Source organism: Luteibacter sp. Sphag1AF (assembly GCF_014192715.1).
Lineage (GTDB): Bacteria > Pseudomonadota > Gammaproteobacteria > Xanthomonadales > Rhodanobacteraceae > Luteibacter.
This window is the reverse complement of the sequence record NZ_JACHYH010000001.1, coordinates 258,259-278,968: the sequence shown is the minus strand read 5'-3', so window position 1 is coordinate 278,968 and position 20,710 is coordinate 258,259. Positions and strand designations below refer to the sequence as shown.

Here is a 20,710-nt window from a genome sequence, read left to right as displayed (position 1 = left end):
ATGGCTGCGTCTCGACACCGGTGAGCCGGGGCGGCGCGGGGTGATTTCACCGCGCCAGGTTCAAATCTTGAACTCGCGGCCGAGATAGACCTCGCGCACCTTTTCGTCTGAAAGGATGTGCTGAGGCGTGCCGCGCGACAGCACTTCACCGTCGTTGAGGATGTAGGCACGGTCGCAGATGCCCAGCGTTTCGCGGACATTGTGGTCCGTAATCAGCACGCCGATGCCGCGCTCTTTCAGATGGCGAACGATGCGCTGGATTTCACCGACCGAAATCGGGTCCACGCCAGCGAACGGCTCGTCCAGCAACATATAGCGCGGACGGGCGGCGAGGGCGCGGGCGATCTCCACACGACGACGTTCACCACCGGAAAGGCTGATGCCTTTCTGGTCCGCAATGTGGCTGATTTTCAGTTCGTCGAGCAGGCTTTCGAGTTCTTCGTTGCGCTGCTTTTCCGTCAGGCCTTCGCGAAGCTCAAGCACGGCCAGAATGTTGTCCGACACGCTGAGGCGACGGAACACCGAGGCTTCCTGCGGCAGGTAACCAATGCCCAGTTTCGCGCGAGAATGCATGGGCAGCGCGGTGATGTCCTGCTGGTCGAGCTTGATGACGCCCGCGTCGGCATGGATCAGGCCGACCACCATGTAGAAGCACGTGGTCTTGCCCGCGCCGTTTGGGCCCAGCAGGCCAACCACTTCGCCTTCCCGGATGGAAAAGGCGAAATCACGTACTACCTGGCGCGCGCGAAAGCGCTTCTGCAGGCCTTGGGCTGAAAGCATCGGTCAGGATCCGTTGGGGCAGGTGGCAGGCGCCGCAGCCGGCTTGGCCGGCGGGGTGCCCGTTTTGGGCTTGGGCTGGAAATTCATGGCGACCTGGCCACCCTCGCTGCTTTCGCCCTTCATGGTGCTGTTGGCGGTGTTGTAGGTGAGCTTTTCGCCCGCCGCATCGCCCTTTCCAGCCTGCTTCACGCTGGCATTGCCGGTCAGGATGGCGGTGTCCTGCGTGGACAGGTAGTCGATCTTGTTGGCATGCCCGTCCATCGGCTGGCAGAAGTCGTCCAGCTGGTGAATGGTGGCGGGGTTGCCCTCGACGACCACGCGGGTGATGGAGTTGTCGGCGTCGGTATATACCGTGGCCTTGGAGCCGGTGATCTTCAGCGTGCCCTGGGTCATGACCACGTTCGTCGTGAAGATCTGCAGGCCGTTGGGCTGCTGCGATCCGTCGAACGACTTGGACGTGACATTGGCGACCTGATCCCGGTCGGTCGTCCTGGCGGCCGCCGGCAGGCTGACCAGCAACCCGGCGCCGAACAGGGCCAGAAGGAGGCTAGCGCTTGCGCGGCTGGGGCTGAAACGAACTGTGGACGTCATCGAGTAGCTCCAGGTGCTTGGTGTCGAGATTGGCGCGCATGCCAATGCCGTTCATTGTAGATGTTCCCTGAACGATCTGGGCTGCTTCGTCGGTCTCAAGGCGGTTTTCCTTCGGCCACGCCGTGACCTCCGAGGTGGTGATCTGCGCAGCCTGGGTGGTGCCGAACGCCGGGCGCTGCATGAACACCTTGCCCTGCAGTTTCAGCAGGCTGCCGTCCTTGTTGACCCAGCCGTACTGGGAATTGCCCTTCCAGGGCGGGGCCACGGTCTTGACCGAGGGCAGGACGAAATCGGGCGCATTGATGTACAGCGACTCGTCGCCCTCGCGACGCTCCAGGTGAGGGGCAATCAGCTGGAACGCGGCCTTGCCTTCCTCGTTGTAGGAGTCGAGGGTGAAGTTGATCAGCGTGTAGCCGGAGCGGGGCGGGCCCACGAAGTCGCTTTTCTTGGCCTCCGGTGCCACCCAGTAATACAGCAGCACGCTGGCGCCCAGCAGCACGGCCAGGGCCACGCCTGCCGTGGTGCTGTTGCGGTCGCGCAGAAGATTGAAAACGCTCACAGCCAGCGGTCCAGCTCGGCCTGTGCCTTGCCCTGGGCGGCGAGGATCATGTCAGCCACTTCGCGTGCCGCGCCGTAACCACCGGAAAGGCGGGTGCGCCAGTGGGCGCGCTCCGCCACCCAGGGGTGGGCGTTGGCCACGGCCACGGCCAGGCCGCTGATGCTCATGGCGGGCAGGTCAGGGAGGTCGTCGCCCACGAACACCGCTTCGGCGGGCGACATGTGCAGCGCGTGGGTCAGCTCGATGAGGCAGGCGCGCTTGTCTTTCTGGCCCTGGTAGACGTGGGCGATGTCCAGCTCTTCCGCACGCAGTGCCACCGGGTGGCTGATGCGGGCGGTGATGATGGCCACCTTGACGCCGTTGTCCTGAAGGCGCTTGAGGCCCAGGCCGTCGTGGACGTGGAACACCTTGGTCTCGCGCCCGTCTTCGGCATACCAGAGGCGACCATCGGTCAGGGTGCCATCGACATCGAACACGGCAAGGCGGACGCTTCTGGCCCGCTCGGCCACGTCGGCAGGGATGTCGATGTAATGCTTATAAGCCATGACGATTCGCTTCAGGGTGTTGCTGACGGGAGGATCAGACTACGCGGGCGCGGAGCAGGTCGTGAATGTTCAGGGCGCCCACGACGCGCTGCGCTTCGTCCACGACCAGCAGGGCGTGAATCTGGTACTGCTCCATGAGCTGGGCCGCTTCAACGGCCAGCTTGTCCGAGCCGATGGTTTTCGGGCCGCGGGTCATGAGTTCGGCCACTGTGGCGCCGCGCAGGTCCACGCCGTCGTCGTCCAGGGCGCGGCGCAGGTCACCGTCGGTGAACACGCCCAGCAGGCGCCGGTCGGCGTCTACCACGGCCGTCATGCCCAGATGCTTGCGGGTCATTTCCATCAGCGCCTGGGTCAGCGTGGCGTCCGGCCCCACGACGGGGACGTCGTCACCCGCGTGCATCACGTCGGAAATATGCAGCAGCAGGCGACGGCCGAGGCTGCCGGCCGGGTGCGAGCGGGCGAAGTCGTCTGCCGTGAAGCCCCGGGCTTCCAGCAGCGCGATGGCCAGCGCATCACCCACCACCAGTGCGGCGGTGGTGCTGGCGGTAGGCGCCAGACCGTGCGGGCAGGCTTCGGACGGGATGCCAGCGTCCAGATTCACGTTGGCCTGGGTGGCCAGCGAGGACTTCGGGTTGCCGGTGACCGAAATGACCGGAATGCTCTGGCGCTTGATGGCGGGCAGGATGAAAAGCAGTTCGTCCGTCTCGCCGGAGTAGGAAATGGCCAGCAGGATGTCATCGGGCATGATCATGCCCAGATCGCCATGGCTGGCTTCACCCGGGTGCACAAAGAACGCAGGGGTGCCCGTGGAGGCGAGCGTGGCGGCGATCTTGCGGGCGATATGTCCGGATTTGCCCATGCCTGACACGACGACCCGGCCCTTGCACCCCAGGATGAGGTGGCAGGCTTCGACGAAGGTGGTGTCGATGCGCGACTCCAGCGCCCGGATGGCGGCGGCTTCGGTCGCAATGACCGTGCGCGCGCTCCTGAGCACGGCATCGGCGTTCACATGAGCGGGTTTGACGGGTGCAGCGATACGGGCGTTCATGAGGTCTCTGCCTTGAGGCGTCCATTTCTGCGACACCGGATTTCCATTACCATTACATATTCTCATTTTATCGTCGCTGCCATCGACCGGTGATTCAGGGTTCGTTTTGAATCCGCCCGGCACAACGGCCGACCCTCTATACCCGGAGACCTCATGGACGCTGCCCGTATCCAGGCATTGATTGAAAGCGGCCTGCCCGGCGCCCGGGCGGATGTCCGCGGCGACGACGGCGTTCATTTCGAAGCCGACGTCATTGCCGAACAGTTCGCCGGCAAGCTCCCGCTTGCCCGCCATCGCCTCGTTTACGCCACCCTCGGCGACCTTATGGGTGGCGCGATTCATGCGCTTGGCCTCAAGACCCTCACTCCGGACGAGGCCGCCGCGCGCCGCTGACGGCGCCGCGATGCCTCTGTAGTCCTCTTAACGCTCAAGGCTTTCCATGGCAAAGATCCTGATCAGTGGCGGCACGCCGCTCAACGGCGAAGTGGGTATTTCCGGCGCGAAAAACGCCGTGTTGCCCATTCTGGCCTCCTGCCTGCTTGCCGATGAACCGGTCAGCATCGGCAATGTGCCTCACCTGCACGACGTCACCACCTTCATTGAACTGCTGGGCCGCATGAACGTGCGTCTGGTGCTGGACGACCGCATGAAGATGCACGTCGACCCGCGCCCTGAAAATACCTGCGTGGCCCCGTATGAGCTGGTGCGCACCATGCGCGCCTCGATCCTGGTGCTGGGTCCGCTGGTCGCGCGTTATGGCAAGGCGGAAGTTTCGCTGCCGGGCGGTTGCGCCATCGGTTCGCGTCCGGTCGATCAGCACATCCGTGGCTTGCAGGCGCTTGGCGCGGATGTGACCGTTGAAAACGGCTACATCAAGGCCACCGCGAAGCGCCTGAAGGGCGCCCGCATCGTGATGGACATGGTCACCGTCACCGGCACCGAGAACATCCTGATGGCCGCCACGCTGGCCTCCGGTACCACCATCATCGAAAACGCAGCACAGGAGCCGGAAGTCGTTGATCTGGCCAATTGCCTCATCGCCATGGGCGCGCAGATCGAAGGCGTGGGCACCTCCACGCTGATCGTGCACGGCGTCGAGCGCCTGCATGGTGCCGAATACGAAGTGCTGCCCGACCGCATTGAAACCGGCACGTTCCTGGTGGGTGCAGCGATGACCGGTGGCAAGGTCCGCGCCCGCAACGCACGCGCTGGCACCATGGACGCCGTGCTCGCGAAGCTGGAAGAAGCGGGCGCGCACATCAACACGGGCGACGACTGGATCGAGCTGGACATGCGGGGCCGCCGTCCGAAGGCTGTGAACATTGTCACGGCTCCGTACCCGGCATTCCCGACCGACATGCAGGCGCAGTTCACGGCACTCAATTGCGTGGCCGAAGGTGTAGGCGTCATCACCGAGACGGTGTTTGAAAACCGCTTCATGCACGCGCATGAACTTCAGCGGCTGGGCGCGGACATCCGTCTGGAAGGCAATACCGCCATCATCACGGGCGTGCCCAGGATGAGCGGCGCACCGATCATGGCAACCGACCTTCGCGCCTCGGCGTGCCTGGTACTTGCCGGTCTGGTGGCTGAGGGCGACACCACCGTGGATCGCGTTTATCACATTGACCGCGGCTACGAGAACATCGAAGAGAAGCTGGGCGTGCTTGGCGCGAAGATTCGCCGCCTGCCGTCATAAGGGCAGTTAACCTGCCCGACAAAAAGAACGCGCCCCGGAGGCGCGTTCTTTTTGTTTGCTGACCGCTGACGCCGAACGGGTTACTTGCCCGAGAAGCTTTTCAGTTCCATCGTCAGGTTGCCGCCGTCTTTCTGCGCGAGCTTCACCGGCACCGGGAATTTCGCCGGCACGTACCATGCGTTGAAGCCGCGGTCGGCGTCCACGCGATCCACGCGCACGGCGTCAAACGAGCCCGCCGGCACCGTGACCTGTTCCTTGCCTGACACCTTGAACTGCTGGCTCTGCACTTCCTGCTTCACGGCCACCGGAATGCTGACCTGCTGTTCGCCTGCGCGCAGCGCAACGCCGAGGGCGAGCGGCAACGTGTTGCGCTCCACCATGCCGACCGCAGCGTCGTACTTGAACGACTTGCCGTTGTCGTCAACGTTGACCTGCTTGCTGTTCCAGTCAACCTGGAGGCGGCGCGTCTTGGTCTTGAGCGCACTCATGGTGTAGTCGTAAGAGAGGGCTTCGGGCACGTTGCCCGACCAGCGGAAGCGTGACACTTCACTGACGTTGGCGCCGAGCATGGCGGCGAGGCCAGCGGTGCCCTTGGAGACATTGCTGTACTCGTACTCGCCATTGCCGGCGGCCTTCAGCGTGAGCGTGGCTTCACCAAGCGGATCACCGTCCTTCAGGACCTGGTAGGTGGCGGTGAATGCCTGGGGCACGCTTTCGGCGGCGAGAGCCGGGCCAGCGACCAGGGCGAGGACGAGGGCGGTACTGCGCAGGAGTCGGGATGAGATAGTCATGTGCCCGAGTTTAGCTCGCGATCCTGAACGATGGCACAGGAAGCGGGTAACGCCCGCCACTTAAACGTGGCGCAGCTGCAATTGCCCGGACGTCGCAAGAATCAACGGCTCGCGAAGTGCTTCGCCATCAAGGAAGGGGGCGTCGCGCCAGGTCAGCCGGCCTGAAGCAATGGCGGCGACGGTGGCTGGCAGAAGTCGGTGTTCCTCGCGCAGCAGACGCTGGGCCAGCGACTCTTCGGTGTCGTCCGGTTGAACCGCAATGCGCGCTTGCGCGATGACCGGGCCGCCATCCAGTTCTGCCGTAACGAAGTGAACGCTGGCGCCGTGCTCGGCGTCGCCCGCTTCGAGGCAGCGGCGATGCGTGTGCAGGCCGCGGTATTTCGGCAGCAACGATGGGTGCACATTGATGGCGCGACCGGCCCACGGCGCAATGGCGTCGGCATCCACGATGCGCATGAATCCGGCGAGCACCAGCAAATCGGCGCCGCTGGCTTCCACGCGCCGGAACAGTTCGAGATCGAAGTCCCTGCGCGTGGGGAAGTCGCGCGGATTCAGCGACAGCGTGGGAATGCCGGCGGCCGCCGCGATATCCAGCGCGCCAGCGGCCGCCTTGTCGCTACCCACCAACACGAACTCGGCCGCCAGCTCGCCGGCATCGCGCGCAGCGATCAGCGCCGAGAGATTGCTGCCGCGCCCGGAGGCGAGCGCGGCGATGCGCAGGGGACGGGCGGACACGGGATCAGGCGATGTGGACGCGTTCTTCGCCCGTGGCCTCGACGATGGAGCCAATCGTCCACGAGGCCAGGCCATGCTTGCTCAGTGCTTCCTGAGCGGCGGCCACGTCGGCAGCGGCCAGCAGCACGGTGAAGCCGATGCCGCAGTTGAACGTGCGCCACATTTCTTCGCGCTCGACGTTGCCTTCGCGCTGCAGCCACTGGAACACGGGCGGCAGCGGCCAGGAGGCGCTGTCCAGCTCGATACCCAGGCCATCGGGCACGACGCGGATGATGTTTTCCTTCAGGCCGCCACCGGTGATGTGGGCCATGCCATGGACCGGCACGTTCTTTACCAGGTCGAGGATGGGCTTCACGTAGATCGTGGTCGGCGCCATCAGGGCATCGCCCAGCGACACGCCGTCCAGGTCGGTGTCCAGCGGGCTGCCGGCGCGCTCAAGGATGCGGCGGATCAGCGAATACCCGTTGGAGTGCGGGCCGGAGGAGGCCACACCCAGAACCACGTCGCCAGCGACGATGCCGCTGCCGTCGAGCATTTCAGATTTTTCTACGGCGCCGACCGTGAAGCCGGCCAGGTCGTATTCGCCCGGCGGATACATGTCCGGCATTTCGGCCGTTTCGCCGCCGATCAGGGCGCATCCGGCCAGCTCGCAACCGCGCGCAATGCCGCCCACCACCGATACGGTGGTATCGACGTTCAGCTTGCCGGTGGCGAAGTAGTCGAGGAAAAAGAGGGGTTCGGCACCCTGGACCAGTACATCGTTGACGCACATGCCAACAAGGTCGATGCCGATGGTGTCGTGGCGTCCGAGCTGCTGGGCAAGCTTCAGCTTGGTGCCCACGCCGTCGGTACCGGAAACCAGTACGGGCTCGCGGTAGCGGCCGGAGAGATCAAAAAGACCGCCGAAACCGCCCAGCCCGCCCATGACTTCGGGGCGGAAGGTGCGCTTCACCAACGGCTTGATGCGTTCGACAACGGCGTTGCCTGCATCAATGTCGACGCCGGCGGCACGGTAGGTGAGGGAGCCCTGGTCGGAGGACATGATGGCGATTCCGGCGCTGATGAAACGCGCAATGATAACAGCATGCACGCCCGACCTTGATGACCGGCCATGGACGGCGGCAGCCGGATTGGGCAGACTCCCTCTTTCTATATAGTGCGATGCCTACCCGCCATGCGCCCAAGCCGTCTTCTTGCTGTCCTGATGCTGCTCGCCCTGGCGGTGATTTCGCCCGTCATGGCGCAGACCACCGATTACTCGGTCACGGTGCCCGTCGCCGACACGTCTCAGGCCGTGCGGGACCAGGCCTTCGCCTCCGCGCTGACCCAGGTCCTGGCCCGCGCCAACAATGGCGCCGATCCGCGCTCCAAGCCCGGTTACGCCGACGCCATGAAGCAGCCCGGCGGCCTTGTTCAGCAATACCAGTACGCACGGGCAGGGGCGGGCCTCACGCTCAATGTCAGCTTTGATCCAGGCGCCGTTCGCCGTGTGCTCTCGGTGGGTGACGCTGCGGCGTCGGCCCCGCGCTCACCGGTTCTGGTCATCGTGCGCGATTCGGCCGGCAAGGTTCTGGGCTCGCAGGAACTGGTGCCGCTGTCGCAGATGGCGGACAGCCGCGGCTACCCGGTTGTGGCGCCGCGCGCCGACGAGGTGCCCGATCAGCTTGCCATCGCCGGCGCCGATGCGGCCACGCTGGCCAATGTGGCCCGTCAGTACAACACCAGTTTCATCCTGCAGGGCACCGTGCGCGAAGACGGCACCACGGACTGGACGCTGGTCTCCGCTGGCCGCTCGCAGAGCTGGAAAGACAGCGGCGAAGCCCTTCCGGCGCTGCTGGCCAATGGCGCCAATGCCATGGCTGATCGCCTCGACCGCCAGTTCGTGACCTCGGCCAGCGGCGCATCCAGCGGCAAGATCTGGGTGTCGGGCCTGAAGTCGGCCACCGACTACGCTGCGCTCCTGGCCACCTTCCAGAGTGACCCGGCCGTACGTTCGGTATCCACCCTTTCCGCACACAATGATGGCGTCATGCTGTCGGTCACGGCGTCCGCACCGCTGGCGCGGCTGATCTCCGGCTACGCAGCCGGTGGTCATATCCTTTCGGCAGATGCCCACGAAGGTGCTGATATCGGCACGCGCTGGGTGCCTTGACTTGAAAGCGCCGCGGCAACAGGGCGCGGCACGGGGGCAGGCACAATCGGGCACACTTGCGTCACGGCCGCCTCGGGAAAATGGCGGGTTCTCACTTTGTCGATTGGATAGCGCATGACTCACGACACCTCGCGACGCTGGCAGCTGCTGGGTATTGCCGCGGTCATCATTTTCCTCATCTGGCTGCTTGCGCCGGTCATCATGCCCTTCGCGCTGGCTGCGATGCTGGCCTATCTGGGTGACCCGCTGGCAGATCGCCTGCAACGCCTCGGCATGGGACGCACGCTTGCGGTAAGCATCGTTTTTGCCGTCATTTCCATTGTTTTCATCGGCGCATTGTTGCTGCTGGTGCCGCTCATCCAGCACCAGGTGGAAAACCTTTCGGAAAATCTTCCCCGCTACATCGAGTGGGTGCGCGGTACGGCCTTGCCGTGGGTGCAGCAGCGGCTGCATCTTGATCCGGACACCTTCCAGACCGACAAGCTGGTGGCCACGGTCAAGGAGCACATCGGTTCGGTGGGTACGGTGCTTGCCGCCACCGTTTCGAAGGTCACCCAGTCGGGCATGGGCGTCGTCATGTGGATGACGAACCTGGTGCTTATTCCGGTGGTGGCGTTCTACCTGCTGCGCGACTGGGACCGGATGATCGAATACATCCGCCGCATGCTGCCGCGTTCCATCGAGCCGGTGGTGGTGCACCTGTCGCGTGAGTCGGATCTGGTGCTGGGCGCCTTCGTACGCGGCCAGCTGCTGGTGATGCTGGCGCTTGGCGTGTTTTATGGCCTTGGTTTGACGCTGGTTGGCATCTCTATTGGTCCATTGATCGGTATGATCGCCGGCTTGCTCAGTTTCGTGCCGTACTTGGGCTTCATGATCGGCTTCGTTGCCGCCCTGATTGCCGCACTGGTTCAGTACGGCGACTGGACGCACGTGCTTCTGGTGGCTGGCGTGTTCACGGTTGGCCAGTTGCTGGAAGGTTATGTACTGGTGCCGCGCCTCGTGGGCGGCAAGATCGGCCTGCATCCGGTGGCGGTGATTTTCGCCGTACTGGCTGGTGGTCACCTGTTTGGATTCCTGGGTGTCCTGCTCGCGCTGCCCGCCGCCTCCGTGGTGGTCGTGCTGCTTCGCTATGTGTTCGCCCGTTATCAGGAAAGTGAGTTGTATACCGAGCCTGCCACCGATATCCCCGATGAGGTCGAGGTAGACGTCGATGTCGACGTTACCGTGACGCCTCACCATGTCCAGAAGGTCGATGACGCAGGTCCATGAGTACGCAGCTTCCCCTCGCACTTCGCTGGCCACGTCGCCAGCGCTTCGAGCACACGTACGCGGGTGAGAATGCCGCGGCGATCGAAGCGGTGCGCCTTACCGCCGTCTCGGCAGCTGCCCCATGGGTGTTCGTGGCCGGTCCTTCGGGCAGCGGTCGCACGCATCTTCTGATCGCCGCCTGCCAGGCGGCCATTGATGCGGGTCGTACCGCGCAGTACCTGCCATTGGCGTCCATGCGCGGATCGCGTGCGGATGCCATCCGGGGCATGGCTGGCAGCGACATGCTGGCGCTGGACGATATCGACGCCATCGCCGGGGATGATCTGGCCGAGCACGCCCTGTTCGACACGTTCAACCGTTTTCGTGCCGAGGGCGCCACGCTGCTGTTTGCGGCGCACGCGCCGTCGGTGGCGCTGGACATCATCCTGCCTGATCTGCGCTCGCGCCTGGGCTCGTGCACCCAGGTGCTGCTCAAGCCGCTGACCGATATCGAACGTCGCACCATCATGCGTGAGCAGGCGAAGGTGCGCGGCATCGAGCTGGATGAAAACGTGCTCGACTGGCTGTTCGCACATCACGCCCGCGATCTGGGCGCATTGCTTGATCTTCTGGATCAGCTTGATCGTGCGTCACTGGCGGCTCAGCGCCGCGTGACCGTTCCTTTCCTGCGCAATCTGCTGCGCAAGGATTGAAAGGCGCGCCGCCGAAGCGGCGCACCTTTACGTGTCTCAGCCGTGTCCCGGCACGCGGATCTCTTCCATCAGCTGCTTGTTCTCCGGATCGTTGTTACGCACGCCAAAGACGCGAAGCAGTCCGGCGCGCGGATAGTGCTCCACGATCAGGTACGTACGTTGCGACGCTGAGCCGCTGAGAAACACAGGCACCTGTCCGAAGTTGCTCGTGTAGAAGTGCCGCCCCAGCGTGCCGTGATAGTGGCCTGCGAAGGCCACGGGCACCTTGTTGTTTGCCATGAGGTCGCGGAACACGTCATCAGCATTGGCCGGCCACGTCGGCTGGTGCACGTGCACGATGGCGAAATCGTAGTCGCGCGTATTGGCGCTGACCTTGGGCAGCACCTCGGACAGCCACCGCACGGAAGGGGTGATGTTGAAGTGGTAGTTGAAGGTCTTGTTCGTGGTGAACGAGAGTTTGTAGGTCGGATAGTTGTTGAGCTGGAAGTTCACCACGCGCTCGAAGCCGGGAGCTTCGAAGGCATACGCGTAGCTGCCCTCGAACGTGCCGCCGAATGCGCCGGTTCGGTCGGCAAAATCGAACGACAGCACCTTGCGCGAGCGCACGTGATCGCGCAGCCCGTCCAGGCTGTCCCGTGCGCAGCCGTTGTTGGCACAACCGCGGCTGCCGCCTTCGGGCGGTTTGACGTTGTTCGCGTAGTCGTGATTGCCCAGGCCCAGGTAATAGTTGTCGCCGAGGATCTTGTACATGTCGTTCATGACGCTGCGTTGCCAGCCGTGGCCATACGCCGTGAGATCGCCGTTGATGATCACCGGGATGTTCAGATGGGGCCGCGCGCGACGGTAGTTGGCGATGCTCTCGTACTGCTGGCGGATCAGGTCACGCGAGTGGGCTTCTTTCTCTGTATCCGGCTGGTTGCCGTTGCGATCCGTGACGTCGGTCCAGGGGTACTGAGGATCGGACGTCACGATCATCGTGTGCGGCGTTTCGCCGAAGAACTGCGCGTGTGCCGCGGAGGAGGCGCTGATGCACAGCAGTGTGACCAGCAGTGGGGGAAGTGTGCGTTTCATGGGGAATTCCTTTTCAGTGGGGATGCCTCCTGTGGGGGAGGCGGCCACATTCTGCAAACTTCATCACACCTAAAGCGGAACTACGTCACATAAAGTCGCGTATTGGTTGAGCCCTGACGAGCGAGTATTTGAGAGGCTGATGGTGCCTGAGGCCTGGGCCTACATCGTTGCCTCTTCGGCTGTCGCGTCACAGGAATCGCTCGCAGGCTCACGCCCACAGGAGCGGGCGCGTGGACACGCGGCATTTCATCCGGGTTAGCGTTTCTGTGGGGCGTGTGAGCAGCAGGTGCTTGCCCAGGGTGATGGCTCGGGCAATCGCCAGGCATCCATGCCCGGCCGATGCGCGGCCCCGTCAGGGCCGCGCCTTCACGTCTCAGGCCTGGAGCAGGCGCGGAGTGGCGTGGGCGCCGATGACCTGGGTCATGGCTGCGGCAATCTTGTGGTTGGCCGCGATGATGTTGCCGTTGGCCGGAAGGCCCTCGCGACCTGCGAAGTCGCCGTACACGCCGCCTGCTTCGCGAACCAGCAGGGCGCCCGCCGCCATGTCCCACGGCTGCAGGCCCGGCTCGAAGTAACCATCGAGACGCCCGGCGGCGACGTAGGCGAGATCCAGCGCGGCCGAGCCCATGCGGCGGATGTCTTCCGCATCGGCGAGCAGTGCCTGGGTCATGGCCAGCTGCGATTCCAGGTGGTTGCGGGCACGGTACGGATAGCCCGTGCCCAGCAGGGCGCCGGGCAGGCCGTCGCGCTTGCTGACGCGGATGCGGCGATCATTCAGGTAAGCGCCATCGCCCTTGCTGGCGGTGAAGAGCTCATCCCGGAGGGGGTCGAACACCACGCCGTACACGGGCTCGCCCTTTTCAAGCAGGGCAATGGACACGGAGAAATGAGGGATGCCACGCAGATAGTTGTGCGTGCCGTCCAGCGGGTCGATGACCCACACGAGCGGTCCCTTGCCGATGGCGCCCGATTCTTCCGCCAGAATGGCGTGGGTGGGGTAAGCGCGGCGAAGTTCCTTGACGATCTCGGCTTCTGCCAGTCGATCGACTTCAGATGCGAAATCCATCCGCTGCTTTTCTACGATCGAAAGGCCTTCGATGCGATTCATGTAACGCAGGATGATATTTCCTGCGGAGCGCGCAGCGCGCGCCGCTACGTTGACTGCGGGTCTTGGCATGGGATCGGCTTGGTCGAGAGCAAAGGCCGCGGTCTGGCCGCGGCGGTGGGCGAGTTTAGCATCTGCGGCGCCGCGCCCCAAGTCGGGACCGTTGTAGACTTTCGGGCTTCCCGACCTTCAGACCTGCACCCATGGCCTTATCCGAGCTCTCTGACCGCTTCCGTTTCGTCCTGGTGCGCACCTCGCACTCGGGAAACATTGGCTCGGCAGCCCGCGCCATGCGCACGATGGGCTTCGACGGCCTGTCGCTGGTTGCCCCGAACCGCTTCCCGGACCCGGAGGCCACTGCGCTGGCCGCTGGCGCGGATGACGTGCTGGACAAGGCGGAAATCCACGGCGATCTGGTCGAGGCGCTGGGCGGCACCACCTTTGCGCTGGGACTGAGTGCCCGCCGCCGCGGCGTTACCTTGCCGGAACTGGACCCCCGCGAGGGCGCCCGGCAGGCCCTGGCCGCCGCCCGTCGCGGTGAGAAGGTGGCGCTGGTCTTCGGCAATGAGCGTACCGGCCTTGAGAACGACGAGCTTTCCCGTTGCCACGCCATGGTGCGCATTCCGAGCGTGGACGACTTCAGCTCGTTGAATCTGTCCCAGGCCGTTCAGGTCGTGGCGTACGAACTGCGTACGGTCATGCTGGCCGATGAAACCCCCGAGCCCGTGACCCCGCCTGCCGAGGACGAGGTGCCCGCCGACGCCGAGCAGGTGGAGCGCTTCTTCGAGCATCTGTCGCGGACGCTTGACGACATTGATTTCCACAAGGGCCGTTCGCCGGTGACGATCATGCTTCGTCTACGCAAGCTGTTCGCGCGGGCCCGTCCTGAGCTGCGCGAGCTGCGTATCCTGCATGGCATCCTGGCCGACGCGCAGCGCATGGCGCAGCTGGCCGGACAGGCCGACAAGGACAAATAGCGCCTTCCGCACGACGGCGGGCATCTTCCATTTCAAAATCTGGCCGTACGAACGTCTTAGCTCATGAACCCGCCAAGACGCCCGGCCAGACCCGATGCTCAGTCCCGAACGCATGGACCCTTTTGAACCTGACGACGATCCGTCCGGAGGTCACGACCTTCCGGACGACCGTGCGCAGCGCATTGCCCGGCTTTTCGACGAGCACAACGGCGCCCTGATCGCGTTCCTGACCTGTCGCCTGAATTCACGGGCCGATGCACAGGAAGTCGCTCAGGAAGTGTATGTCCGCATGTTGTCGATGGATCGGGGCATTCGCATCGAGTCCCCCAAGGCGCTGATGTTCCGCATTGCGGCCAACCTGGCTGTGGACGGACTGCGCAAGCAGCAGGTCCGCCAGCACGCGCCCGCCGACGCCGAGGCCGACGACTGGACCGTCGCACCGGTGCCAGAGCAGCACACCGATGCCATGAACCAGTGGGCCGTGGTGGAAGAGGCGCTGCGCGAACTGCCGCCCAAGACCAGCCGGGCCTTTGTGATGCACATGATTCAGGGGCAGGCGTTCGACGCCGTTGCCCGTTCAATGAACCTTTCCGAGCGCATGGTGCGCTACCACGTCAGCCATGCGCTGGCCTATTGCCGGGCGCGCTGCAACAGAGCGGAGGGCCAGTAATGGCAAATATTTCAGTGTCTTCCGATGAGCTGTTGTTGCGGGACGCCGCCGAATGGTGGTTGCGCCTGCGGGAAAACGACGCCGACGAGCCGACGGTGGCCCAATGGCTGACCTGGCTGGAGGCCGACCGAACCCATGCCGAGGCGTTCGAGCAGATCAATCAGCTGTGCGAGCAGGTCGGTGGGGCGGATGAGCTTCGTCGTCGCCGTCTGGTCATGCGTCATGCGTCGCCCGAAGTGTCGCCCCCGGCACGTCGTCCGTGGCTTCCGCGAGTGGCTGCGGCGCTTGCCGCGTCGCTGGTGCTCGCGGTCGCCGGCGGCGTGGCCTGGACACATTTCGGCGGGATGTCCACGGAGCCCGGCGAGCGCTATGCCAGCAACGTGGGCCAGAACGAAGACTTCGCGCTTCCGGATGGCTCGAGGGTTTCCCTGGGTGGGGCGTCTACCGTGGTGGCTCATTTCGATGCTGGCCATCGCGGCATCGACCTCAGCTCGGGCGAGGCCTATTTTCATGTGGTCCACGATCAGGCGCGCCCCTTTGTGGTGACGGCGGGCCCGCTTGCCATTCGCGACCTGGGCACGGCCTTCAATGTGCGTCGGACCAACGATCGTGTGGTAGTGGCGGTGACCGAGGGGCGCGTACGTATCGCCCCCTCCGGCCGGCACGTGTCGGATGCGGCGCAGGGCGCACTGGAGCTGGTCGCGGGTCAGCAGGTGTCGTACGACCCGGCGACCGAGGCCATGAGCGTGACCAACGTGACGCCCGAACATGCCGCGGCGTGGCGCAGCAATCGTCTGGAATTCGACAACGAGCCGGTGTCGGTCGTGGTGGCCAACATCAATCGCTACAGCAAGCGGCCGGTGGAAATCGCCGACGCGGGTCTGGGGGCGATGACCTTTACGGGAACGGTCAGGACGGACGCCATCGACAGCTGGCTGGAGGCGCTTCCGCAGGTTTTTCCGGTCAAAGTCAGCGCGACGGGCAATCGCGTCGTGCTTTCCCGGGCCGGGCGGCTATAAGTGGCGCCCGGCACGACCCGCCCCCCATGTGTTGATGGCACTGGGGTTTTGCCGGGGGCCGTGTCAGACTTTCCGTTTTAAGTCATCGTCATGCGACGGAAGGGGCACGCGACAGAATGAGCAGGCGCACGCAAAAAACAGCGGGCGGATGCTTTGTGCTGTGGCTTGCTTCAACCAGCGTGACCGCCATGGCGGCCACAGGTGCTGGTGGTGGCGCGCAGTCGTCCACGAAGGTCAGCATTGCTATTCCGGCGCAGGCGCTTTCCACGGCACTGATCGCACTGGGCCAACAGGCCAACGTGCAGGTACTGACAGCCGGCGGCGACGTCGCCGATGTTCGCAGTGCCGGTGCCAGCGGTCAGCTCACCGTGGACGAGGCGATGTCCACGCTGTTGCGCGGTACGGATCTTGACTACGCCGCGTTTGATTCGGCCACTGTGGTGGTCCGTCAGCGCGAAGCGCCCGTGCTTCTCGCCTCGACACGTGAGCGCACACCCTATGAACCCGAAAAGCCCGGCATCACGCCGCTGCTGCCGATTACGGTTGAGGGTCTGGATGCGGGCGACCGGGGTTACAAGGTCGACGCGACGCGCGGCGCCACCCGTACCGATTCCCGGCTTGTTGATGTGCCGCAGGCGGTGTCCGTTGTCACGCGCGAAGCGATGAGTGCGCAGCAGGCGGTGACGGTCGGCGACGTGGTGCGCCAGGTCGCGGGCGTGCAGTATGTCGACGGACTCGTTGGTCCTCCGCTGTTTCGCATTCGTGGGTTCAACGCCGGTAACGGAATGACCGACGGCATGCCCAATGGCGTGGCGCGTACGGAAGATCTGGCGCCTCTGGTGGCGGTCGAACGCATCGAGGTGTTGAAGGGGCCGGAGGCCATCCTGGGTGACGCATCAGTCAGCAACAATTTCGGCGGTTCGCTGAATGTGGTGATGAAAAAGCCGCAGGCCGAAACCGTGCGCGAACTCAGCTGGTCGATGAGCCGGTATGACGGCGCGCGGCTGGGCCTCGACCTTGCCGGTCGGTTGGGGTCGTCGCAATCGCTTACTTACCGTCTGATTGTCGCCGGCAACAACGCGGGTGACACGCCGCAGGGCTATCGCGGGCGCCGTGGTGGTTACCTTGCGCCATCCATCACCTGGCAGGGTGAGTCGACCCGACTCACCGCGGGCGCGGAGCGCGTCGACAACCGTGTGCCCAGCCCTGATCACGCGGTGCTTCTGGGTAACTCGCTGTCGAGCGCGTCACCGGACTATCTGCGTCTGGGCAGTGCCAGCGATCACTCGCTGTATCGCACGAACCGCGTGTTCTACTCGCTGGATCGTGCGCTTGGCCAGGACTGGACCTTCCGCAGCGAGGCCCAGTACGTGCGGCAGAAAAATAGCGGTCAGGCCTGGACGCTGACCAGTAGCGATGCGCTCACTGCGCTTGGCGCCACGGTCACACCGGGAGATGTGGGCGCGGTCGCGCGCAGTTACCGCTATTCGGACGCCTATTACACGTTCCAGAACGACATCGTGGGCAGCTTCGATCAGGGCTCGCTCCGGCACACGGTCGTTCTTGGCGTGGATGTGTCGCGCACGCACACTGGCACCGATGCGCCCAACGACTCGATAACGCGCGCCACCGTCCGTCCGTATGACGTGTACACCAGTTCGTTGCTGCCGCCCGCGCGTCACGAAACGCAGAAGGTGTCGAGCAACGTGCAGACGCTCGGTGGCGCCTGGACCACCACCAGCGGTGTGTTCTTGCAGGACCAGATCGTGATTGGCGAGCGCTGGGACGTGTTGCTCGCGTTGCGTCGCACGGCGTACGAGTTGCAGATTCAGGGCGCGGGTTCAGCACAGACCCGGCAGTCGCAGTGGGTGCCCAAGGCGGGTGTCGTCTACAAGGTGACACCCGATGTGTCGGTGTATGCCAACACGGTGAGTGGTTTCCAGGCGGATTCGCTGCTGGGCCAGGATGGCCGTCCCTTGCCGCCGGCCCATTCGCGGCAGGTGGAGGCGGGCGTGAAGCTGGATCTGTTTGACCACAACGCGCGTCTTACGGCTGCGGCTTATCGCATTTCACTGGATCACAGCGTTGACCTGGTATCACCGGAGCCGCCTTACTTCGCGACTCCGGGTCCGGGACAAACCAATCACGGCACGGAAATGGAGTTCGCCGGTTCCGTGGCGCCCGGTTTCGACGTGCTGGCCAGTTACACAAACGCACACATCCGCAATCACGACGGTACGCCAACCACCGGCGCGCCGCGTCAGCAGCTGAGTGCATGGGCGACTTATCGTTTTCAGCGCGCTCCATTGCAGAACTGGGGCGCGGGCGCGGGAATCATTGCGCGTAGCCGCAGCCTTGGTCGTACCAGCGAAGACGGCGATTATTTCAGCATTCCCGGACAGGCCAGTGTGGAGACCACGCTGACCTACTACGCGCCGTCGTGGCGTGCCACGCTGGGCGTGAAAAACCTCTTTGCCCGCACGCTGTACGCCGTGAACTTCGATGCGGCATTCGTCCCGGTGCGTGAGGGCAGGGTCGTGATGCTCAGCGGCGTCTACGACTTCTGATTGCCCCAGCCAAGCGTCCGCATCATCAGCGCGCAGGCGTCATCACGAAAGCTTTCGCGCAGGTGTCGGGGTACTCCACGCGGGCTGCTGGCAACGACCGGGTCAGGGGTCGGTTCGTCGCGTGGAATCTCAAAGCAGCCTTCCGGATCACGTACGCCACCGTGCTCGATCCAGAAGCGGTCGTAGGCATACTCATCAGGCAGGTCGCGTCGCAGGTTGGGCAGCGCCCGGCGCGAGACGCCGCGAATGCGGTCGATACCCTGGGCGCGGGCCATGGTCCTCAACAGGGAAATCAGCAGGTGGCGCGGGCGAACGCCGTGCGAGCCCTGGATGAATCGGTGTACGGGCTCATGTCCCATGTAGGCCCACGAACCGCTGACGGCGCCGACGATCAGCCCCTGCTTGCCCGCAAACGTCATCACGCAGGACGCGAGCATTTCCTTGTCGGCGTTGACCACGAAAAGGTCAAGCTCGCCCGCCTGTCCGCTGTGCGACTGGCGCAGGTACACGTGAGCCAGTTCGCCGGTGTCTAGCACGAGCGTCGCCAGGCGCACGGCATGGCCCTTTAGCAGTTTCTCGTTCAGGCGCGCAGGGAAACGCTGAAGCATGAAACGATAATGGGCCGACACGGCCTGACGACGCTCCTCACGGGTAAACGTGGTGCAGATGTAGTCCCGGTGCCAGCGGTCATACAGCCGCGGATCGGTGCGCACGGCCTGGCGCATGGCGGGCGTGGCGTGCAGAAAGCGCAGCCAGCCAAGCTGCTTGCGGGGAGCGGCCAGGGTTCGCAGGGTGTAGCGGCCAAGAGCGGCCAGGCGGCGGGCGGTGGAGACAGAGGCATCCAGCTGGCGCCAGCGCGAGGCCAGCGCCTCAAGCTGCAACCGCCAGCCGTCGCCACGCAGGGCACCCGACGGTGCGCTGGCGTGCGCTGACGCGTATTCATCCCAAGTGCCGACAGCCTTCATGCCCGACCTAACCTTATCGCGATCAACTTCGATTACAGGCTTAGACGGGCGAGCACTCTTTTTTTGAAACCTCAGCCGGAAGCGGTGTTCTCGACTTCCGGGGTAATGGAAACCAGCAGCTTGTCGATGCGGGCTCCATCCATGTCCAGCACCTCAAACGTGGTGCCCTGCCAGGTGAACGATTCGCCTGCGCGCGGGATGTGGCCAAACTGGGCGGTGACCATGCCTGCGGCCGTGCGGAAGTCGTGCTCGTTTTCGTTGGGCAGGTGGTCGATTTGCAGCAGCTCGCGCAGATCATCGGCCGGCAGGGCGCCGTCAATGAGGTAGCTGCCATCAGCCCGACGCACGATGGGGCCGTCGCCGGACAGGTCGTCCTGGGCCGGGGCGGTGGCGCCGACGACGGCTGTCAGGAGGTCGTTCAGCGTGATTAGCCCCTCGATATCGCCGTACTCGTCCACGGCGAGGGCCAGCTGGGTGTCGGCGTCGCGGAAAGCCTCCAGAAGATCCAGCGCACGGGCGGTCACTGGTACGAACAGGGCCTTGGCCACGTGCTCGAACAGGTCGCGCTCGCCACTGGTCAGCTGTACCAGCAGGCGTTTGACCTCCACCACACCCACGACGTCGCTCTCATCCCGGCGGTATACGGGGTAGCGCGAGTAGGGCGTGTCATGGAGTACCTGAAGGTTGTCCTCGCGGGTCCCTTCGATGTCCAGCCAGGCGATTTTCTTGCGCGGGGTCATCACGGAATCGACCGTGCGGTCGCCCAGGCGCAGGACCCGGTTGACCATGTTGCGCTCATCCGGGTCGAGGATGCCCTGCTCGGCGCTTTCCGCCACCAGCAGACGGATTTCCTCTTCCGTGGCGGCACTGGAGCCCTTGCGATGCAGGTGCAGCAGGCGAAGGATCGAGGTGCTCAGCAGGTTCAGCAGCCAGACCAGCGGCAGAGTGATACGGGAGACCACCATCATGGGTAGCGCGATCTGGCAGGCGATTTTCTCAGGCGCCGTGAGCGCAGCCCGCTTGGGCACCAGCTCGCCGATGACGATCTGCACCAGCGACATCAGCACGAAGCCCAGCAGCCAGCCCAGCACGCGCGCATAGGGCGCCAGCCAGGCGGGCTCGCCATCGTGGAGCAGGTTGGTGAAGGTCTCGCCCAGGCTGTCACCGACCATGGCGCCGGTAATCAGGATGATCAGGGTCATGCCTACCTGCACGGTAGACAGGAAGCGCTCAGGCGATTCGGCCAGATGCAGCGCCGTGCGGGCCCGGCGGCTGGTGCGCCCCATCTGCTTGAGCCGGCTCTTGCGCGAGGCGACGACCGACATCTCCGAGAGGGCGAAGAAGCCATTGGCCAGGGAAAGGAACAGAAGCAGCAAAAGTTCGGTGAGCATTGGCGTTCTTATAGCAAAACACGGTGCCCGGGTCGTGTACGTGCCTGTTCGCACGCGAAAAGTTACCGATTCACGAAGCGTCCT

Annotated in this window: 21 protein-coding genes; 9 read left to right on the top strand and 12 right to left on the bottom strand. The window is 64.5% G+C overall.

Going from position 1 to position 20,710, the window contains the following annotated elements:
* Positions 1-60 precede the first annotated feature (60 nt).
* From lptB to FHW69_RS01275, 5 genes are read right to left on the bottom strand one after another with little or no spacing between them, the layout of a single operon-like run.
* Complete coding sequence (gene lptB, locus FHW69_RS01295) at positions 61-780, bottom strand: LPS export ABC transporter ATP-binding protein (protein WP_183421203.1); 720 nt, start codon at positions 778-780, stop codon at positions 61-63.
* A gap of 3 nt (positions 781-783) precedes the next feature.
* Complete coding sequence (lptA, locus tag FHW69_RS01290) at positions 784-1,371, bottom strand: lipopolysaccharide transport periplasmic protein LptA (RefSeq protein WP_183421202.1); 588 nt, start codon at positions 1,369-1,371, stop codon at positions 784-786.
* Positions 1,328-1,930 (bottom strand): LPS export ABC transporter periplasmic protein LptC, encoded by a 603-nt coding sequence (gene lptC, locus FHW69_RS01285; protein ID WP_183421200.1) that lies wholly within the window; start codon positions 1,928-1,930, stop codon positions 1,328-1,330. The genes lptA and lptC overlap by 44 nt, the downstream gene beginning before the upstream one ends.
* A complete protein-coding gene (locus tag FHW69_RS01280) occupies positions 1,927-2,475 on the bottom strand; it encodes an HAD-IIIA family hydrolase (protein WP_183421199.1) in 549 nt (182 codons plus the stop codon). Before FHW69_RS01280 ends, lptC begins: the two co-directional genes overlap by 4 nt.
* Positions 2,476-2,509: 34 nt before the next feature.
* Positions 2,510-3,523, bottom strand: coding sequence for a KpsF/GutQ family sugar-phosphate isomerase (locus FHW69_RS01275; protein WP_183421198.1), 1,014 nt, complete (start codon positions 3,521-3,523; stop codon positions 2,510-2,512).
* 153 nt (positions 3,524-3,676) lie between these two features.
* Between FHW69_RS01275 and FHW69_RS01270 the strand changes: the two genes are divergently transcribed.
* Positions 3,677-3,916, top strand: a complete 240-nt coding sequence (locus FHW69_RS01270; RefSeq protein ID WP_183421196.1) for a BolA/IbaG family iron-sulfur metabolism protein — start codon at positions 3,677-3,679, stop codon at positions 3,914-3,916.
* Positions 3,917-3,962: 46 nt separating this feature from the next.
* Complete coding sequence (gene murA / locus FHW69_RS01265; RefSeq protein ID WP_183421195.1) at positions 3,963-5,222, top strand: UDP-N-acetylglucosamine 1-carboxyvinyltransferase; 1,260 nt, start codon at positions 3,963-3,965, stop codon at positions 5,220-5,222.
* Positions 5,223-5,302: 80 nt separating this feature from the next.
* Here murA and FHW69_RS01260 read toward each other — a convergent pair whose 3' ends face one another.
* Genes FHW69_RS01260 through purM form a run of 3 tightly spaced genes read right to left on the bottom strand, consistent with a single transcriptional unit; the run spans position 5,303 to position 7,790 of the window.
* Complete coding sequence (locus FHW69_RS01260; RefSeq protein WP_183421193.1) at positions 5,303-6,013, bottom strand: DUF3108 domain-containing protein; 711 nt, start codon at positions 6,011-6,013, stop codon at positions 5,303-5,305.
* A 60-nt stretch (positions 6,014-6,073) separates the two neighbouring features.
* Positions 6,074-6,748 (bottom strand): phosphoribosylglycinamide formyltransferase, encoded by a 675-nt coding sequence (purN, locus tag FHW69_RS01255; protein WP_183421191.1) that lies wholly within the window; start codon positions 6,746-6,748, stop codon positions 6,074-6,076.
* A gap of 4 nt (positions 6,749-6,752) precedes the next feature.
* Positions 6,753-7,790 carry a phosphoribosylformylglycinamidine cyclo-ligase gene (gene purM, locus FHW69_RS01250; protein WP_183421189.1) on the bottom strand — a complete coding sequence of 346 codons (1,038 nt, stop codon included), beginning with the start codon at positions 7,788-7,790 and terminating at the stop codon, positions 6,753-6,755.
* A 132-nt stretch (positions 7,791-7,922) separates the two neighbouring features.
* On the opposite strand from purM, the gene FHW69_RS01245 reads away from it, so the two are divergent.
* The 3 genes from FHW69_RS01245 to hda all read left to right on the top strand — a co-directional run bounded on the left by FHW69_RS01245 (position 7,923) and on the right by hda (position 10,861).
* The gene (locus tag FHW69_RS01245) at positions 7,923-8,900 is read left to right on the top strand and encodes a DUF2066 domain-containing protein (protein ID WP_183421187.1); all 978 of its coding nucleotides are present in this window, start codon (positions 7,923-7,925) and stop codon (positions 8,898-8,900) included.
* Positions 8,901-9,014: 114 nt separating this feature from the next.
* Positions 9,015-10,169 carry an AI-2E family transporter gene (locus tag FHW69_RS01240; protein ID WP_183421185.1) on the top strand — a complete coding sequence of 385 codons (1,155 nt, stop codon included), beginning with the start codon at positions 9,015-9,017 and terminating at the stop codon, positions 10,167-10,169.
* Entirely contained in the window at positions 10,166-10,861 is a 696-nt protein-coding gene (gene hda, locus FHW69_RS01235; protein ID WP_183421184.1) for a DnaA regulatory inactivator Hda, read from the top strand. Before FHW69_RS01240 ends, hda begins: the two co-directional genes overlap by 4 nt.
* Before the next feature lie 36 nt (positions 10,862-10,897).
* On the opposite strand, the gene FHW69_RS01230 is transcribed toward hda, so the two are convergent.
* Together FHW69_RS01230 and FHW69_RS01225 are read right to left on the bottom strand one after the other, a co-directional pair.
* Complete coding sequence (locus FHW69_RS01230; RefSeq protein ID WP_183421182.1) at positions 10,898-11,932, bottom strand: metallophosphoesterase; 1,035 nt, start codon at positions 11,930-11,932, stop codon at positions 10,898-10,900.
* A gap of 373 nt (positions 11,933-12,305) precedes the next feature.
* The gene (locus FHW69_RS01225) at positions 12,306-13,109 is read right to left on the bottom strand and encodes an inositol monophosphatase family protein (protein ID WP_183421180.1); all 804 of its coding nucleotides are present in this window, start codon (positions 13,107-13,109) and stop codon (positions 12,306-12,308) included.
* Positions 13,110-13,240: 131 nt separating this feature from the next.
* Between FHW69_RS01225 and FHW69_RS01220 the strand changes: the two genes are divergently transcribed.
* The 4 genes from FHW69_RS01220 to FHW69_RS01205 all read left to right on the top strand — a co-directional run bounded on the left by FHW69_RS01220 (position 13,241) and on the right by FHW69_RS01205 (position 18,270).
* On the top strand, positions 13,241-14,014 hold the full coding sequence (locus FHW69_RS01220; RefSeq protein ID WP_183421178.1) for an RNA methyltransferase: 774 nt from the start codon (positions 13,241-13,243) through the stop codon (positions 14,012-14,014).
* Positions 14,015-14,108: 94 nt separating this feature from the next.
* A complete protein-coding gene (locus FHW69_RS01215) occupies positions 14,109-14,684 on the top strand; it encodes a sigma-70 family RNA polymerase sigma factor (protein WP_255494480.1) in 576 nt (191 codons plus the stop codon).
* Positions 14,684-15,703: a FecR domain-containing protein gene (locus FHW69_RS01210; RefSeq protein WP_183421176.1), complete on the top strand. Its 1,020-nt coding sequence runs from the start codon at positions 14,684-14,686 to the stop codon at positions 15,701-15,703. Before FHW69_RS01215 ends, FHW69_RS01210 begins: the two co-directional genes overlap by 1 nt.
* Before the next feature lie 188 nt (positions 15,704-15,891).
* Complete coding sequence (locus FHW69_RS01205) at positions 15,892-18,270, top strand: TonB-dependent receptor (RefSeq protein ID WP_255494479.1); 2,379 nt, start codon at positions 15,892-15,894, stop codon at positions 18,268-18,270.
* Here the strand turns inward: FHW69_RS01205 and FHW69_RS01200 are convergent.
* Positions 18,258-19,235, bottom strand: coding sequence for a DUF535 family protein (locus tag FHW69_RS01200; RefSeq protein WP_183421174.1), 978 nt, complete (start codon positions 19,233-19,235; stop codon positions 18,258-18,260). The genes FHW69_RS01205 and FHW69_RS01200 overlap by 13 nt on opposite strands.
* 71 nt (positions 19,236-19,306) lie before the next feature.
* On the bottom strand, positions 19,307-20,626 hold the full coding sequence (locus FHW69_RS01195) for a hemolysin family protein (protein WP_183421173.1): 1,320 nt from the start codon (positions 20,624-20,626) through the stop codon (positions 19,307-19,309).
* Positions 20,627-20,710 lie beyond the last annotated feature (84 nt).